Raw genomic sequence first — 16,769 nt, forward strand, 5'->3', positions numbered from 1 at the left:
GCTGCATTAGAGTGAGCGGTCCGACTTCTCCCTGGTCATCTTTCGATGGCCTGCTGTTTCCCGAAGTGATTCAGCGACCAATCCTTTGACTGGATCGAACAGCCAGATGAGCTTTGAACGCGGCAACCGGCGAGACTTTGATTGGCAGAATATTGATTGGGGGAGGATGGAAGATTTCCGTCCGCTCCTTTTCTGGGGCGTTCCGGCGATGTTATTGGCCCTGTTGGCCTACACCTCCGTTTACACCGTTCAAGCGGAATCGCAAGGTGTTGTCTTGCGGTTCGGCAAGTACATCAAAACGGTGGATCCCGGGTTGCGATACAAGCTTCCTTTTGGTGTGGATCAGGTTTCCATCCTGCCAGTCAAACGTCAACTGAAACAGGAGTTTGGCTTCGGCACCGAGGGTGCGTTGGACACGCTGCAGTATTCCAATGAGCAATCAGAAGAACGGAGCATGGTCACCGGTGACCTGAATGCAGCGACCGTGGAATGGATCATTCAGTACCGAATTCGCGATCCGCAGTTGTACCTGTTTCAGGTTCGCAACCCAGGCGACACGCTCCGGGCAATTTCGGAATCGGTCATGCGAACTGTGGTCGGCGATCGCACCGTCGACGAGGTGATCACGGTGGGGCGGCAAGAGATTGAAGCGGAAGCACTCGTTCAACTGCAAGACGTGGTGAACATGTACCAGCTTGGTTTGAGCATCGATCAAGTTCAGTTGAAGAACGTCAACCCGCCGGTCACGGTTCAGCCCTCGTTCAACGAAGTCAATCAGGCTCAGCAGGAACGGGAGAAGATGATCAATGTCGCCAACGGCGAATACAACAAAGTCGTGCCTCGCGCCAGCGGGGAAGCCGAGCAGAAGATTCAAGCAGCCGAGGGATACGCCCTCAAACGCGTCAACGAAGCCGAGGGCGACGTGTCGCGTTTCAATGCGGTCATGACCGAGTACCTGAAGGCCCCCGAGGTGACCAAGCGACGTATCTATATCGAAACGATGCGGGCGGTGGTGCCCAAGCTTGGCAAGAAGATCATCCTTGACGAAGAAGCCAGTCAAATTTTGCCGCTGCTGCAATTGTCCACCGACACACAACGAGGCCAACGATGAAACGTGCCTTCCTTCCCCTCGCCTTCCTGCTGCTATTCCTGGCTGCCTTTCTCGGTTTAAGCAGCGCGTACACCGTGTCGGAAACCGAACAGATCATCATCACTCAGTTCGGCAAACCCGTGGGGGACCCGATCAGCGAAGCAGGCCTCCACTTCAAAACACCCTTCATCCAAGAAGTCACTCGCATCGAGAAGCGAATCCTGGAGTGGGATGGTCGCCCCAATGAGATGCCAACCAAGGACAAGACTTACATCGTTGTCGACACGTTCGGGCGATGGCGAATCAGCGACGCGAAACAGTTCTTTCTGCGGTTGCGAGACGAACGCAGCGCCCAGTCTCGCTTGGATGACATCCTCGGTAGCGAAACTCGCAACGCCATTGCCAAGCACGAGCTGATCGAAGTCATTCGCACCACCAAGGATCGCGAGCCGGACGTCGACGCGACGTTGGTCGACGCACCCGGCAACATCGGCATGCTCTATCCCATCACCCTGGGGCGTGCAGTGATTGAACGCGAAATCTTTGAGAAGGCCGCGAGCAAGCTCAATGATTTTGGAATTGAGTTGCTGGACGTTCGGTTCAAACGAATCAACTACAACGAAAGTGTCCGCAGGCGTATTTTTGAACGCATGATCAGTGAACGACAGCAGATCGCAGAACGTTTTCGCAGCGAAGGCGCTGGTGAGGCAGCGAAAATCATGGGGCGGAGCGAGCGTGACCTGCTGCGCATCGAATCCGAAGCTTACAAAACGGTCCAGCAAATTCACGGCGTTGCGGACGCCAAGGCGACCGAGATCTACGCCAGTGCTTACAACCAAAGCGACGAATCCGTTGACTTCTATGAATTCATCATGACGATGGAGTCGTACCAAGAAATGCTGGATCAAGACAGCACGCTGATTCTCACCACGGGCAGCGACATCTTTCGGTTTCTTAAGAATGTCAATCGGCCTAACAACGCCCCGGCGGCGAGGTAAGCAGGTCGGCAGGAGTCTTTCGGCGTTTGAAATGTCTTGGCAAGTATGGTTGCTTCCACGTACAACCGGGGCTAACGCCCAAACGGCTCACATGGTGATGCCCGATCATTCCTGCCGACCTGCCTAGGAACGCAATCCATCACCATCGATCATCGCCATTTGCCTGATCAGGCACGACCGTGAGAAGATCGGCGGTGGTGCATGAACTGGGACCGCGGCGCGCAAAAGTTGGTGGCCAAGCACGCAGGGCGTCGCCGTGGTCGACGACCTCGCGGGGATCGGTTCCGAGCTGGGGTCTCGCAATGGAATGCCATCCGGCGGAGTCGATGGGCGGCTGTCAGGCCATCACATCGTGAATGACGCTGCCGTGAACGTTGGTCAATCGCCGTTCCAACCCGTTGTGATAAAACGTCAATCGTTCGTGATCCAGTCCCATCAAGTGCAACAGGCTGGCGTTGAAGTCATAGACGGAAGTTGGGTTCACGGCCGCTTTGAATCCGAACTCATCGCTTTCGCCATAGCTGAAACCTTTTTTGACACCTGCACCGGTGAGGAAGCAGGTGAAAGCATCTGGATTGTGATCGCGTCCCGTTCCGTTGGATTGCAGAAACGGCATCCGGCCGAATTCCGTCGCCCAGACGACCAGGGTGTTCTCAAGCAAACCGCGTTGCTTCATATCGGCGATCAAGGCAGCGGTCGGTTGATCCATGATCTCGGCCTGCATCGCGTGCGTCTTGCCGATGTCGGAGTGTGAGTCCCAGTTCGTGATCCCGTTGCCACCCGCGGGATCGCTGCCATTGAACAGTTGAACAACTCGAACGCCCTTCTCGATCAAGCGACGAGCCAGAATGCAGTTCTTGGCATATTCCCCTCGCACCGGACTGCCACCTTCGACACCGTAGGCCTTCAACGTGGCTGCTGTTTCGCCGGAAAGATCCATCACATCAGGAACGGAGGTCTGCATCTTTCCCGCCAATTCGTAGCTCGCGATTCGTCCGGCTAGGTTGGCATCGCCGGGGTAGAGTTCGAGATGCTTCGCGTTGAGTCGTTGCAGCAGGTCAACCGTTGCATGATCCGCATCCGGTGAGAGCCGGCTGGGGCGATGCAAGTTGTTGGGCGGGTTCTTGGCGTTGAAGTCGGTGCCCTGGAAGGCAGCCGGCAAGAATCCGTTGCCAAAGTTGTTCTTGCCGCTCCGGGCCAAACCGCGCGGATCGTTGATGGCGACGAAGGCGGGCAATTCTTGGTTCTCCGTTCCAAGGGCGTAAGTCACCCAGGATCCAAACGACGGGAACCCTTCCATCGTGAACCCCGTGTTCAAGAAGTTCTCGCCCTGTGGGTGGGCACTCGTGTCTGTGTTGAGCGAGTGCAGGAAGCAGAAGTCATCGACTTGTTCCGCCAAATGGGGCAACAAGTCCGAGACCATCTTTCCGGTTTCACCCCGCGGTTTGAAATCCCAAAACGGTTTCGCAATGTTGCCTGTGGGGCCTTCGAAGGTGACCGCGGGGATGCCCGGTGGTTTTTGTCCGTGCAGCTTGGTGAGCGCTGGTTTGTAGTCAAACGTGTCGACGTGACTGACCGCACCAGGGCAAAAAATCACCAGCACCTGTTTGGCGGGCGCATCGAAATGGGCCGGTCGCGGCAAATAGGGTTTGTCGGGATCGATCGATGGGCGAATGGGAGTCTTGCCCCCGGCGGTGCCGACGTCCGATGCAAGCAGTCCATCGGATTGCAGCAAACCTGCCAGGCCAAGCCCAGCGGTCGACAGCCCGGCAGTGCCGAGGAAGCTACGGCGATCCAACAAGCGGCGACCGTGAGCGGAGAGGTTCTCTGGGTTTGTCATGATGTTTCGGTCCCGTGCTATGGAAGGAAGGCGAGTTCGTTGGAGTTGATCAGCGCTCGGCACACCAATGCCAATTCGCCATCGCGTGCCATGTTACGACATGCGGATCGCTCGAATTCGGTGGACGAACGACCGAGCAACAGTTCGAAGCAACGGTCGATGGCGAGGTCGAGATCGTCATTCGATTCGAGCAAGGCTCGTTCCGCGATCCGGTCCGATTGCTCGAGCACGAAGTCGCTGTTCATCAAGTTCAACGCCTGCAGTGGCGTGGTCGAAACCGGGCGTTTCGCTCGAACTTGACCGCAGTCAGGAAAATCAAAGGCAGTGAAGATCTGATCGTCCACTCGCCGCATTCGTTCTTGGTACAGCATCCGCCGCCATGTCTCTGACCCATGGTTGTTGACGACTTCCCACTGAGCGTAAGTCGCTTTTTCGTTGTGGATGCGATAGCTGCGACCGCCAATTCGCAAGTCAATCGAACCAGACGCCATCAAGATGGAATCGCGAATGACTTCGGCTTCCATTCGGCGAGGAGGGAATCGCCAAAGCAAGGCGGAGCCCGCGTCCTGTTGGAGTCCCTGTTCGTTTGGAAGGCTCGATTGACGGAACGCACTGGACATCACCAGCATCCGCAGCAATGGTTTCACCGACCACGCTGGCGTTTCACCATCGGCGGGCGAAATGAATTCGTCGGCGAGCCAGTCCAGCAGTTCAGGATGGGTCGGAGGGGCTCCCGCTCGCCCAAAGTCGCTGGTCGTCGGAACGATTCCTGATCCAAAGACGTGGTGCCAAACTCGGTTGACCATCACGCGAGCCGTCAGCGGGTTGTCCGGCGAGGTCAGCCACTTCGCGAATTCGCGGCGCCGTTTGGGACCGGGAGCGGTTGAGTCGAGACCCAAGTCGCCGGCGAAGATTTCTGGTGCGGCAGGCATCACTTCATCGTGGGGGCTCTCTGGACTGCCACGCAGCAACACGCGGGTCTCAACGGGTTCCACAAATCGCCCCACGAAACTTGGCTGGGGGCCTTCCTCGGACAGCTGATCGATCAGGCCTTGGATGTCGGCAATGATTTGCTTCCGCTCTGGATTCTTCTTCAGCAGTTTTTCACCGACCGCCCAGGTGCCGGTCCATGGTTGCCACGTTCCATCCTCCTGCATGATGTCCATGTCGAACTGATACTTCGGGAGAAACGGCTTTTTGTTGAGGTAGTCCGTGTCGTAAAAGTATTCTCGGTTGTTGCTCAAGCGAAGTCGGTTGATCGTTTGCGGTCCTTGGAAGTCAAATTGAACCCAGGGACGTTCTTCGTCCTTCGCGTCGAGTTTCGTCCGCCATGCCATGGTCCCAAATTCGCCATCGTTGATTCGCTCAATTGGATTGCGGCCGTCGGTGCCCTCCTCTGGGAATCCCGTGACCCGCGTTCCTTCGCGCGCATCGGCGAGGTTGCGGTTCAAACCGTGAGGCCCGAGGACCTCCAGTTCATCCAGTCCCAAGTTGGGCGTTTTGAATCGGATTCGAACGGCGGTGGTGGTCGTGGCTGGGAAATGAAGCTCTCGGTAGGCACCCCAGTCTTCTTCCCAGCCACCGTCGTCACGAAGTTTTTCGCGTTGAGTTTGGATTTGTTGCCACAATTCTTTGCCCCTTTTCCGAAGTGGGTGATCTTCGGAAAACTCAGGGTGGCGACTTCCAAACTCAACGTCTTGGAAGACGGCTGTCATCGAGTAGTAGTCTTGAATCGTCACCGGATCAAATTTGTGATTGTGGCAGCGGGCGCATCCCACGGTGACACCCATGACCGACGCCCCAACGGTTTGCATGATTTCATCCATCCGGTCCGCGCGAGCCTGCCGAATCGCTGTGGGCTCACGTCCGACGGTTGCCGCCGGAACGTGTGGTCCAGCGACCAGGTACCCGGTCGCTTCCCCGGCACCCATGGAATCACCCGCAATCTGTTCTTGGACAAATTGATCGTACGGTTTGTCTTCGTTGAATGACCGAACCACATAGTCTCGGTAGACCCAAGCGTTCTTGCGATACAAGTTGGCTTCGGAACCGTTGGTCTCGGACCAGCGAATGACATCGAGCCAGTGTTGAGCCCAGCGTTCACCGAAGTGGGGCGATTGCAGCAAGCGATCCACTGCCTGCTCGTAGGCCACGTCACCCTGCGCAGAAAAATCGCGAACGAAGGTTTCGGATTCTTCTGGCGTCGGTGGCAGACCTGTCAGAACAATCGCGAGTCGCCGAATCAACCAACGTGGCTCGGCCGGATCGGAATAGTCGAGACCCTCTTCGGCCAAACGAGATCGCAAGAAAGCATCGACCGGTTGCTGCGTCTCTGTTTTGGCTCGGTCGTTCGTTTCCGGGATCACGGGGATCTCGGGACGCACCACAGGTTGGAATGCCCAGTGATCGGATTCCAGTTTCAAAACCGCGTCCATCTGTCCGGGCCAAACGGCACCTTCCGAGATCCAGCGCGAGATCAGTTCGATTTCTTCGGCGGCCAATTGGTCGTCGTCCGGCGGCATCGCCATGTCTTCATCGAGATGCTGAATCACATTCATCACATAGCTTTTTTCAGGGTGACCGGGCACCAAGGCCGGCAAGCCTGAGTCGCCACCACGAAGCATGTGCGGACGAGAATCGAGACGCAGTCCGGATTCTTGTTCGTCTTCACCGTGGCAGTAAATGCATCGGTCCTCCAAAATCGGAGCGATGTCGTTTTCGTAGTCCACCTTTTCGGCGACACCAACGTTGACCATGCACGCCGCCAGAATCAAGAGACTCAGTGGGGCCGCCAATCGTTTTGATTGCATTGGATTTCTCACTTTGCTGCCTCCCATCCGGCATGCCATTGGGCTAAGAGTTGTTTTGTCAATTCCGGTTCTTTGTCGGCGATGTTGTTGGTCTCTTGTGGATCGCGTGAATGATCGAAGAGTTCGACAGCGATCGGGGGTGCCCCAGGATCACGATGGTCTTGCCAGACGACCAAACGATATTGATCGGTGCGCATCGTGTAGCCCATCAAATGCTGTTCAAAGAGTTCGCGGTCCCACTTGGAGCCTTGTTGCTCGATGATGCGGTTTTCGACTTGTTGAATCAGCGGGCCAAACCAGGTTTCTCGCATGCCTTGCGAGAGCGGGTTGGCTGCCCATTCGCGAAGCGCCGGGTTCGGATACTGACTGAATGCAGCCTTCTTCCAGGCTTGGTTGGGATCGTTCATCAGCGGTTGAAAGCTGGTGCCCTCCGTGTGAGCCGGCACCGGGATTCCAGCCAGGTCGCAAAGCGTGGGGTAGATGTCGACCAGTTCCACCAGGGCGTCTGTTTGGGCACCCCGAGCTTGCATGTCCGGAGCCCAGATCATCAGTGGAACGCGGGTCGCAATTTCATAGTTCGTCGCTTTGCCCCAGACACCCATGTCGCCCAAGTGCCATCCATGGTCGCCCCAGACAACAATCACGGTGTTGTCGCGAACGCCGGCCTCGTCCAAGGCGGCAATCAGTTTGCCGATTTGTGCGTCGACGTAGCTCACCGAAGCCAGGTACGCGTGCTTGAGCGTGCGAGAAAGCTCGGGAGACAAGGGGCCGACTTTGGGAATGCCCGCTCGCGTTCGAAGCTCAAAGGACGCGTGCAGGCCCATCGCGGCACCGTTCTTGGGGGCGTTGGTCTCTTCGGCCATTGGAATGTCATTGGCGTCATACATGTCCCAGTATTTGCTGGGGGCACACCAGTTCAGGTGAGGCAATTTGTAACCCATCGCCAGGAAAAATGGTTTTTCGTCTTCCTGGACCATCTCTTTCAAGGTCGCGATCGCCAGTTCAGTGTTGTAGCCATCGACGTAGCCGGAGTCGGCAATGTCGGCTTTCTCGTAGGCCGGCCCCGCAGCCAATCCGCGGCGTGCAGCTTCGCCATACTTTGCCAACATGCTTTTCATGTTGTCCGCCTTCATCTTGTTGTTTTCAGGCAGCGCGTATGGCCCTCTCGGCTTTTGGATTCCGGCGACCCGTTTCACCGATTCACGGTTCCATGACCGACCGTCATCCGTGTCGCCTTGGTGGAAAATCTTGCCACAGTAAGCCGCATCGTAGCCATTCGCGATGAAGTGCTCGGGCAAGGTCAGGATGTTGGGTTGCAATTCGCGGAGTGAGACGTAGTTGTGATAGAGCCCGGTGGTGTCGGGGCGCGCTCCTGTCATCAAGCTCGCTCGCGACGGACGGCAAATTGCCTGTTGGCAGTAGGCTCGGTTGAACAGCAACCCGTCCGACGCCAATTGATCCAAGTGAGGCGACTTCGCAATCGGTGATCCATAGCACCCCAGTTCGGGACGCAAGTCATCGATTGCAATGAACAAAACGTGGGGTTTCTCGGCTGCCAACCCAGTGGATTGCAGAATCAGGCCAAGAGACAGTGTGAGTAACAAACGAAACATGCTTCTCGGTGGGGCGATGGGGAGAAAGGATGGAGGCAGTGGGGGCGAAGGGGGGCGAGAAAGGTTGGGGCACGTCGGCTGGCATAGGCTTCCAGACGGTGATTGTTCAAACACAGGCTGGAAGCCGGTGCCGCTTTCTCTTCCGCTCAATAACCAAGCGGTTTGCCGGATTCGTACAGCGACTGGATTTCGGATGCGTCCAAGGCTGCGGCGTAAATCGTCAGTTCATCGATCGTTCCGTCCAAGTTGCGGACTGCGAACCAAGGCGTTTCGCGAAACGGTTGGCCCCAGTTTCCAATTTCGGCAGGACCGATTCGCAGCGAGTCCATCTGAAACTTGGGTTGAATGCGTTCGTCGCTGATTCGTTGACCATCGACATATTGCTGCACTCGCTTGGACGCAGGGTCATACACTGCGACCAAATGAAACCACTGCCCGCTCTTGGAGATGTCCCAAAATGGTTCGGTGAAGTACACATGATGCAGGCCAGCGTCTTTGACAACGCGTTGATCACGATCGTTGAAGAAGCTGACGCTCTGTGAATCATCAACCATCACAGAAAACATCAGCCGTCCGTCGTCGCGAATCTGCCAGTGGGGTTCACCGTTCTCGTAGCCGTCGCCCATGAACAACGCGCTGTAGCGTTGGTTGAGGTTGTCGATTTTCGCCCAACAAGCGAACGTGAATGCCTGGAAGTCACCATCGATTCGAGTGCGCACGCGGGATCCAGGTCGCTTGAAGTTCAGGCCTCGCGAAGCGGTTCCAAACCGTCCGGATACCAGGTCGACGGGGCCGACCAACAATCCATCTCGGGAGTCGCCGGTGTCGGCTCCGTTTCGAATCGTGCGTTGATCGAGTTCGGAGGTGGCGTAGTGGGCGATCAGCCGTTTGTCAGTTTGAATCGAACGCATCGACTCACGCCATTCTTCGTAGCGTTGCAGGGTTGCCGAACGGTCTCGTTGATACAAATCGGTCGCCGTGATCATGTGGTTGGTCTCTTCGCTGGAAGGCGATCCATGGAGAGTCCCTTTGTCGCCCGTGTGAAGATGCTGGCCGTCCAGCTTGCCGCCTCGCAACATGACTTCCCCATCGACCACTTCAACGCGAGCTGTGTCCGCGGTGACATCCATGGTGAATTCGGTGCCCAGATCAACAACTTCGGACTCAGCCGCCTTGACCAGGAACCCACGCGCCGCGGGTGGAACCGTCGCTCTCAACCGACCTTGAAGCACGCGAACCGACCAATCCGATTCAATATCCAAATTCGCGGGGCCTTCCACGATCAAGGTGGCGCCGCAGAAGAAATCGATCTCCGCGATTCCACTCTCAAATCGAAGGCGACCATTGGGCAAAACATCGCCGACCTTTGCCGGCAGGGAATCCGAAGGCCATTGAAGATCGACGGCACGCCGCAGCGTCGCGTGCCCCGCGATCTGCGATTCGGTGGCATCGGATTCGAAGTTCGCAATTTCAGTGATGGCAGGGGACGACAGGTGTTGCTTGCCCAACCAGTACGCCAGTCCACCGACCAGGATCAAAGCGGTCGCGGCAATCATCAGCGAACGAAACGCGAACACACTGGGCCAACGGTAGAGCGGTAACGTGATCTGCGGATCCGCATCCCGGGTTGAGTCGACGAGATTCGGAGTCGGGGACGCAGCGATCTCGTGAAGGGACTCGCTCAGATTGACCGCCTTCAAATACGCTTGTCGCGCTTCTTCACTCCCCTCAAGCAGGTCTTGCAGTTGGTCGAAGTCCTCCGCCGAGATCGTTTGGTCGATTGCTTGGTAGATCAGTTTTTGAATCGCATCATCCATGGCGAAGTTCCTGTTGCAGTTGTTTTTCGACGCATTGCTGGAGCGACGCACGCAAGACATTGAGTTGGTGATAGAGGCGTCGAGCCTTCTGTCCAGATTGTTTCGCAATGGAGGAGACCGATTGGCCAGGTGAGTGAACGCTCAGCACCAATTGGCGCTGAGATTCGCCGAGCTTTGCCAGGCAGCCTTCCATCGCGCGTCGTTCCTCTTCCAGTCGATCCAATTGTGGAAGGGCCGATGCTGCCAAGACATCCACCACCGAGTCGCGAAACACCAATCGGTCGCGACCCTGGTCTCGTTGCCAACTGAGGGTTTTGTAGCGAGCGATCACGCATGCCCAGCGAGCAAACTCGTCGGCTTGCCCAGAGTTCTGGGCTGCGAAGTCGTCAAACTTTCGCCAGCATTCGAGCGCTGTTTCCTGCACCACGTCTTCCACGCCGTCACGGCTTGGAAGCAGTGATCGCACGAACCGCCGAATCGACAAATCATGACGAGTCAGCAAGGCAACGAATTCGTTGTAGCGTTGCTCACGTTCGTTCGAATCGTCGATGCTGCTAGGCCGGTCGCTCGCCGCCATATCATGTTCCTCCACAAGGTCATTCCATGAGGACGCGGATTTACAAAGAAATTTGCAAACAACGGTGCCGATTTTCGCCGACGACGACCTACCCGGCGTCTTTCGCCCTACTTCAGGGTTTTCGCTGGTGGCATCTCAGATTGCATCGTGTCCCACATTGCCAATAAATCCTGCAAACGACTCGGGTGCGTTTCGGACAAGTTGTTGGACTCGCTGAGGTCCGCTTCAAGATTGAAGAGCTCGGTGGGTTGGTTTGAGCGAGCCTGGACAAATTTCCATTTGCCGTGGCGAAGTGCGCGAGCGCCGCGAGGCATTCTCCACCAAATCGTGCGATCGCTCTTGAAGGTGTCTCTGCCGATCCACGGCAAAACATTTGTGCCATCCGTTTCGAGCCGGGAGGATTCGCCGATAGCCAACGGCAGGAACGAAGCGGCGATATCGAGGCTCAGGATAGGAGCGTTTTCTTCCGCTCCCGCGGGGATCGTTCCAGGCATGCTCCACACCATTGGGATCCGCACGCCACCTTCGTAAAGACTGCCTTTGCCCCCTCGAAGCGGTGCGTTGCTGCTGGTCAATTCCGCGGTTGGGCCACCGTTGTCGCTGAAGAAGACCACCAGCGTTTCCTGGCGGAGGTTGAGATGATCGAGTGTCTCCAGGATTCGGCCAACACCGCGATCCAGTGCGATCAACATGCCGGCAAAGATTCGTCGCTGGGGATCTTGGATGTGTCGCATCGACTCATGGTCTTCCAGGGTCGCTTGCATGGGAGAATGCACTGCGTTGTAAGAGACCACCGTTGCAAAGGGGGACGAAGCGGATTGAGAGATGATTTCGACGGCTTCGTTGGTGATTGTGTCGGTCAGGTACTTCCAATCGTCGATCGGTTCGCTGCCATCGAGCACTGGATTGCCGGCGTCATACGCGGGTTCGTTGATTCGAGCGTAGTTTCCGCGAATCGTTTCGCCGTTTGTTTGAAACTGTCCTGCGGCAAGCGACGTGTCGCGAAGCATCGTCCGGACATTTTCAAAGGGAGGCCCTGGCACATAGTAGTGACCTTCGTGCAAGAAGCCGAAGAAGCGGTCAAAGCCTTTTGATGTTGGGACTTGGGATGGACGGGTGCCAAGGTGCCATTTGCCGATCAACGAAGTTCGATAGCCTGCCGCCTGGAGCTGCTGAACAAAGGTGGATTGTTCAGGTGGCAAACCCGCGTTGGGGTGACTGTTGCGATCGCCGGTTGGGTTGAGGTCGTACCCGAAACGCGATTGATAGCGTCCTGAGAGGAAACCAGCACGCGAAGGACTGCAGTACGACGACGTCACATACCCGCTCGTGCAACGAACGCCCGATCGCGCCAACGCGTCGATCGCAGGTGTGGGGATTTCATCGTCACCCATCATTCCAGTTTCACCATAGCCCAGGTCGTCGGCGATGATCACGACCAGATTGGGTGGGGAGGCCTTCGCAGGGTTTTGCATCCACGACAAGAAGCTTGCCAGAATCACACCGGCTGCAACTCGACCGACAATGGAGTTTGGGGGCAACGGTAGCATGAAGAGGCTGGGTCAGAGGGCTGGGTGGGGGAGTTTTAGTTTATCAGGGCCACAGGGCCACAGGGACTCAGGGACTCAGGGACTCAGGACTCAGGACTCAGGACTCAGGATGGTCGGCGCATGAAAAAACCGGGCGTCTGGGGGACGCCCGGTTCGTGTGTTTAGCAATTCGAAGCTGCGATCACTCGCCTTCGTTGGTGCTCGACGTGGTCGAGGCGGTTTCGCCGTCGCCGCCCAGCAGTGGGAACGATTCTTCGAGTGCCGAGACAGGTGCCTGCGACAGTTCTTCGAGTGCTTCGCGGCGGTAGTTGACTTCCGACTCTTGGAAGATTCGGAAACCGGTACCGGCGGGAATCAAGTGTCCCAGGATGACGTTCTCTTTCAGACCGACCAACTTGTCGACCTTGCCCGCCAAGGCGGCTTCAGTGAGCACCTTGGTGGTTTCTTGGAACGACGCTGCTGAGATGAACGAGTTCGACTGCACAGCCGCCTTGGTGATCCCGAGCAACTGGGTGCTGGCCGTTGCGCTCTTGCAACGTTTGCCCTTGGCAGGCGTGCCGCCCATCGCTTCGACTTCGGCGTTGGTTTGCTCGAACGCTTCCTTGGGCACGATGGTGCCTTCGGTGTAGTCCGTGTCACCTGGGTTGGCGATCTTGATGCACTTCTGCAAGTCCTGGTTGGCTTTGCGGAAGTGGAATCGGTCCATCACGCTACCTGGCAACAGGTTCGTGTCCCCGGCGTTCTCGATCTTCACCTTGCGAAGCATGCGGGCGATGATGATTTCGCCGTGCTTGTCGTTGATTTCCACACGCTGGCTGCGATAGACCTGTTGGATTTCGTGCAGCAGGTATTGCTGAACGGCTTCTTCCCCGGTCACACGCAGGATGTCGTGAGGAACCAAGGCCCCGTCGACCAGTGCTTGACCGGCCTTCACGATGTCGCCTGTGTGCACCAAGAAGTGCTTCCCGTGAGGCACCAGGTGCTCACGTTCGATGCCGGATTCGCTGCGGACGATGATCGTTCGCTTGCCCCGTTTGCGTTCGCTGAGGATTTCGACTTCGCCGTCGACTTCTGCGATCACAGCCGGATCCTTTGGCTTGCGAGCTTCGAAGATCTCGGTCACACGAGGCAGACCACCGGTGATGTCCGAGACGCCGCCCGTTTCACGAGGCATTTCGGCCAGGACCTTCCCGGGAATGACTTCGTCGCCTTCTTTGACCGAGATCGTTGCCCGTTCAGGCAAGTACTGAGCGTGAAGTGGGCGACCGGATTCATCTTCGATGACCAACTGAGGGTGCAAATCACCCTTGTGATCGATGATCGTCATCCGGGTGTTACCGCTGGCTTCCCGATCCAGTCGCATCGTTTCGCCTTCGACCACATCCTCGAAGCGAATCTTACCGGTCACTTCCGACAAAATCGGAATCGAGTACGGGTTCCATTCGCAGAGAACTTGGCCGGCGGTGACCTTGTCACCTTCTTTGACCATCAGCATGGCACCGGTTGGGATGTCATACGATTCGACTTCTCGGCCGCGATCGTCGACCAGCATGATCTGGCCGTTCCGCGTCAGAACGATGTCGCGACCTTCGGCGTTCGTCACGGCTTTCATTCGTGTCAGGCGAACTTCACCATCACGATTCGTTTTGATGTCCGACTCTTCGACCTGCTTGCTCACCGAACCACCGATGTGGAACGTCCGCATGGTCAGCTGTGTACCTGGCTCACCGATGGACTGAGCGGCGATGATGCCGACGGCCATGCCTTCTTCGACCATGGATCCGGTCGACATGTCCATTCCGTAGCAGCAGCGGCAAACACCCAGCGGTGCGTCGCAAGACATGGGTGTGCGGACCTGGATCTTTTCCAGTCCCATCGCTTCGATGTTGCGAGCGATTTCGGGGGTGATCATTTGATCCGCTTCCACGATCACTTCATCGGTGACCGGGTTGACGATCGATTTCAAGCTGACACGACCATTGATTGATTCTGCCAGCGAGACTTCGACCTTCTCACCACGGTAAACGACACCCTTGGTGATGCCCTGTGTGGTGCCGCAGTCATGCATGGTGACCACAACGTTTTGGGCCACGTCGGCGAGTTTCCGCGTGAGGTAACCGGAGTCAGCTGTTTTCAACGCCGTGTCGGCCAGACCCTTGCGGGCACCGTGCGTGGACGAGAAGTACTCGAGCACGGACAAGCCTTCACGGAAGTTTGCCTTGATGGGCGTTTCGATGATTTCACCGGTTGGCTTGGCCATCAGACCACGCATACCAGCGAGCTGACGAATCTGCTCGATACCGCCCCGTGCACCCGAGTGCGACATCAAGAACACAGGGTTGATGTACCAACCGCCTGGGCGAATGTCGTTTTCCATCGCCGTCATCATGTCTGCCGTGATGGCTTCCCGAGCGTGGGTCCAAGCATCAAGAACCTGGTTGTAACGTTCTTTGCCGGTCATCAAACCACGGTCATAAGCTTTCTTGTGCTTCATGACCTCTTTTTCAGCTTCCTTGATGAACTGCAATTTGGTGTCGGGGGTCACCAAGTCATCGGTCGCGAACGACAGACCACTGCGGGTGGATTCCCGGAAACCGGTTTGCATCATGTCATCGAGCAAGTGAATCGTCGCTTTTCGACCGAGACGTTGATAGCAGTCACTGATCGATTTCGCCAAGTCACCGCTACGCATGGCACGGTTGTAGAAATCCATCCCCACCGGCAGCATTTCGTTGAAGCGAACGCGGCCGGGAGTGGTGTCGATGACGGCACCGTATTCGCCGGTTTCGTCATCGGTTTTCAATTTTTGGTACTTCGGCAAACGCAATTTGATTCGCGTGTGCAATTTCACGACGCCTTGAGCCAACGCGTAGTCGACTTCTTCGTAGGTGCTGAACGTCATGCCCTCGCCCTTTTGGTCGGGCATTTCAACGGTCATGAAGTAGCAACCCATGACGATGTCCTGCGAAGGACTCATGATGGGCTTCCCGTTCGAAGGAGCGAACACGTTGTTGGTGCTCATCATCAACGTGTGGGCTTCGACTTGCGCTTCGATCGAAAGCGGCAAGTGAACGGCCATTTGGTCACCGTCGAAGTCAGCGTTGAAGCCTTTGCAAACCAGCGGGTGCAGGTGGATGGCGTTGCCTTCGACCAGGGTTGGTTCGAAGGCTTGGATACCCATCCGGTGCAGCGTGGGAGCTCGGTTGAGCAACACGGGGTGGTTCGTGATGACTTGCTCGAGGATATCCCAAACCTCTTCGTCTTTTCGTTCGAGCATCTTCTTGGCCGACTTGATCGTGTCAGCGTGGCCGAGCTCTTTGAGGCGACGAATGATGAAGGGTTGGTACAGTTCGAGCGCGATCTTCTTGGGCAAACCGCATTGGTGCAGCTTCAAGCGAGGACCGACCACGATGACCGAACGAGCGGAGTAATCGACTCGTTTGCCCAGCAGGTTTTCACGGAAACGACCTTGTTTCCCCTTGATCATGTCGGTCAAGGATTTCAGCGGTCGGTTGGACGACCCCAGGACGGGACGCTTGCAGCGGTTGTTGTCAAACAACGCATCGACCGATTGTTGCAGCATTCGCTTTTCGTTGCGAATGATGACTTCGGGAGCGTTCAGATCGACCAGTTTTCGCAACCGGTTGTTGCGGTTGATGATCCGACGATACAGGTCATTGAGGTCCGACGTTGCAAAGTTGCCGCTGTCCAGCAGCACCAAGGGACGCAAGTCGGGAGGAATGACAGGAATGACGTCGAGCACCATCCACTCGGGGCGGTTGTCGCTGTCACGGATCGACTCCACGATCTTCAGGCGGTTGATCAGGTCCTTCTTCTTTTGCTTGCTGCCGGTTTCAGCCAAATCAACTCGCAGTTGATCGGACAGCGTGACCAGGTCCAGCTTGTTCAGCAGGTCGCGAACCGCTTCGGCGCCCATGTCGGCTTGGAAGCTGCCGGTGCCGTATTGTTGACGGGCGGCACGGTACTCTTCTTCCGTGAGGAGCTGCAGGATTTCCAGGTCGGTGTCCTTGGGATCCGTGACCACGTAATCCTGGAAGTAGATGACCTTTTCCAGCGAGCTGGTTTTCATCGCGAGCAGGTTGCCCAATCGCGACGGCATGGCTTTGAAGAACCAAATGTGAACGACGGGAGCGGCCAGTTCGATGTGCCCCATGCGTTTCCGACGCACGCGGCTGTGAGTGACCTTCACGCCGCAACGGTCGCAGATCATTCCTTTGTACTTCATCCCACGGTATTTGCCGCAGGCACATTCCCAGTCCTTTTCAGGGCCAAAGATGCGTTCGCAGAACAGACCGTCTTTTTCGGGACGGTAGGTTCGGTAGTTGATCGTTTCGGGTTTTTTAACCTCACCGAACGACCAGGCCTTGATGTCTTGTGGTCGTGCCAACGAGATACGGACGGAGGCGTAATCGTTGATGCGATCGTAGTTGCTGGTTTCGCCAATGGACATTCT

9 protein-coding genes are annotated in these 16,769 nt (G+C 56.7%); 2 read left to right on the top strand and 7 right to left on the bottom strand.

Going from position 1 to position 16,769, the window contains the following annotated elements; translation table 11 throughout:
• The first annotated feature begins 106 nt into the window (after window positions 1-106).
• Both hflK and hflC read left to right on the top strand, forming a co-directional pair.
• The gene (hflK, locus tag RISK_RS03980; RefSeq protein ID WP_083434761.1) at window positions 107-1,111 is read left to right on the top strand and encodes an FtsH protease activity modulator HflK; all 1,005 of its coding nucleotides are present in this window, start codon (window positions 107-109) and stop codon (window positions 1,109-1,111) included.
• Window positions 1,108-2,088 (top strand): protease modulator HflC, encoded by a 981-nt coding sequence (hflC, locus tag RISK_RS03985; RefSeq protein WP_047812928.1) that lies wholly within the window; start codon window positions 1,108-1,110, stop codon window positions 2,086-2,088. Before hflK ends, hflC begins: the two co-directional genes overlap by 4 nt.
• Before the next feature lie 337 nt (window positions 2,089-2,425).
• Here the strand turns inward: hflC and RISK_RS03995 are convergent, their stop codons facing one another.
• The 7 genes from RISK_RS03995 to rpoC all read right to left on the bottom strand — a co-directional run bounded on the left by RISK_RS03995 (window position 2,426) and on the right by rpoC (window position 16,766).
• The gene (locus tag RISK_RS03995) at window positions 2,426-3,928 is read right to left on the bottom strand and encodes a DUF1501 domain-containing protein (protein ID WP_047812930.1); all 1,503 of its coding nucleotides are present in this window, start codon (window positions 3,926-3,928) and stop codon (window positions 2,426-2,428) included.
• A 17-nt stretch (window positions 3,929-3,945) separates the two neighbouring features.
• Window positions 3,946-6,765, bottom strand: a complete 2,820-nt coding sequence (locus RISK_RS04000; protein WP_047812931.1) for a PSD1 and planctomycete cytochrome C domain-containing protein — start codon at window positions 6,763-6,765, stop codon at window positions 3,946-3,948.
• Window positions 6,747-8,351 carry a sulfatase gene (locus RISK_RS04005; protein WP_047812932.1) on the bottom strand — a complete coding sequence of 535 codons (1,605 nt, stop codon included), beginning with the start codon at window positions 8,349-8,351 and terminating at the stop codon, window positions 6,747-6,749. The genes RISK_RS04000 and RISK_RS04005 overlap by 19 nt, the downstream gene beginning before the upstream one ends.
• Before the next feature lie 146 nt (window positions 8,352-8,497).
• The gene (locus RISK_RS04010; RefSeq protein ID WP_047812933.1) at window positions 8,498-10,168 is read right to left on the bottom strand and encodes a LamG-like jellyroll fold domain-containing protein; all 1,671 of its coding nucleotides are present in this window, start codon (window positions 10,166-10,168) and stop codon (window positions 8,498-8,500) included.
• Window positions 10,161-10,745, bottom strand: coding sequence for a sigma-70 family RNA polymerase sigma factor (locus RISK_RS04015; RefSeq protein WP_047813049.1), 585 nt, complete (start codon window positions 10,743-10,745; stop codon window positions 10,161-10,163). The genes RISK_RS04010 and RISK_RS04015 overlap by 8 nt, the downstream gene beginning before the upstream one ends.
• A gap of 107 nt (window positions 10,746-10,852) precedes the next feature.
• Window positions 10,853-12,295 (bottom strand): sulfatase-like hydrolase/transferase, encoded by a 1,443-nt coding sequence (locus RISK_RS04020; RefSeq protein ID WP_047812934.1) that lies wholly within the window; start codon window positions 12,293-12,295, stop codon window positions 10,853-10,855.
• Between the two features lie 181 nt (window positions 12,296-12,476).
• Window positions 12,477-16,766, bottom strand: coding sequence for a DNA-directed RNA polymerase subunit beta' (rpoC, locus tag RISK_RS04025; RefSeq protein WP_047812935.1), 4,290 nt, complete (start codon window positions 16,764-16,766; stop codon window positions 12,477-12,479).
• Window positions 16,767-16,769 lie beyond the last annotated feature (3 nt).

The sequence above is a fragment of the Rhodopirellula islandica genome, from assembly GCF_001027925.1.
GTDB classification, from domain to species: domain Bacteria; phylum Planctomycetota; class Planctomycetia; order Pirellulales; family Pirellulaceae; genus Rhodopirellula; species Rhodopirellula islandica.

Coding starts and splice junctions, on each gene's coding strand:
- hflK (WP_083434761.1), top strand. CDS start 107: ATGAGCTTTGAACGCGGCAACCGGCGAGACTTTGATTGGCAGAATATT.
- hflC (WP_047812928.1), top strand. CDS start 1,108: ATGAAACGTGCCTTCCTTCCCCTCGCCTTCCTGCTGCTATTCCTGGCT.
- RISK_RS03995 (WP_047812930.1), bottom strand. CDS start 3,928: ATGACAAACCCAGAGAACCTCTCCGCTCACGGTCGCCGCTTGTTGGAT.
- RISK_RS04000 (WP_047812931.1), bottom strand. CDS start 6,765: ATGGGAGGCAGCAAAGTGAGAAATCCAATGCAATCAAAACGATTGGCG.
- RISK_RS04005 (WP_047812932.1), bottom strand. CDS start 8,351: ATGTTTCGTTTGTTACTCACACTGTCTCTTGGCCTGATTCTGCAATCC.
- RISK_RS04010 (WP_047812933.1), bottom strand. CDS start 10,168: ATGGATGATGCGATTCAAAAACTGATCTACCAAGCAATCGACCAAACG.
- RISK_RS04015 (WP_047813049.1), bottom strand. CDS start 10,745: ATGGCGGCGAGCGACCGGCCTAGCAGCATCGACGATTCGAACGAACGT.
- RISK_RS04020 (WP_047812934.1), bottom strand. CDS start 12,295: ATGCTACCGTTGCCCCCAAACTCCATTGTCGGTCGAGTTGCAGCCGGT.
- rpoC (WP_047812935.1), bottom strand. CDS start 16,766: ATGTCCATTGGCGAAACCAGCAACTACGATCGCATCAACGATTACGCC.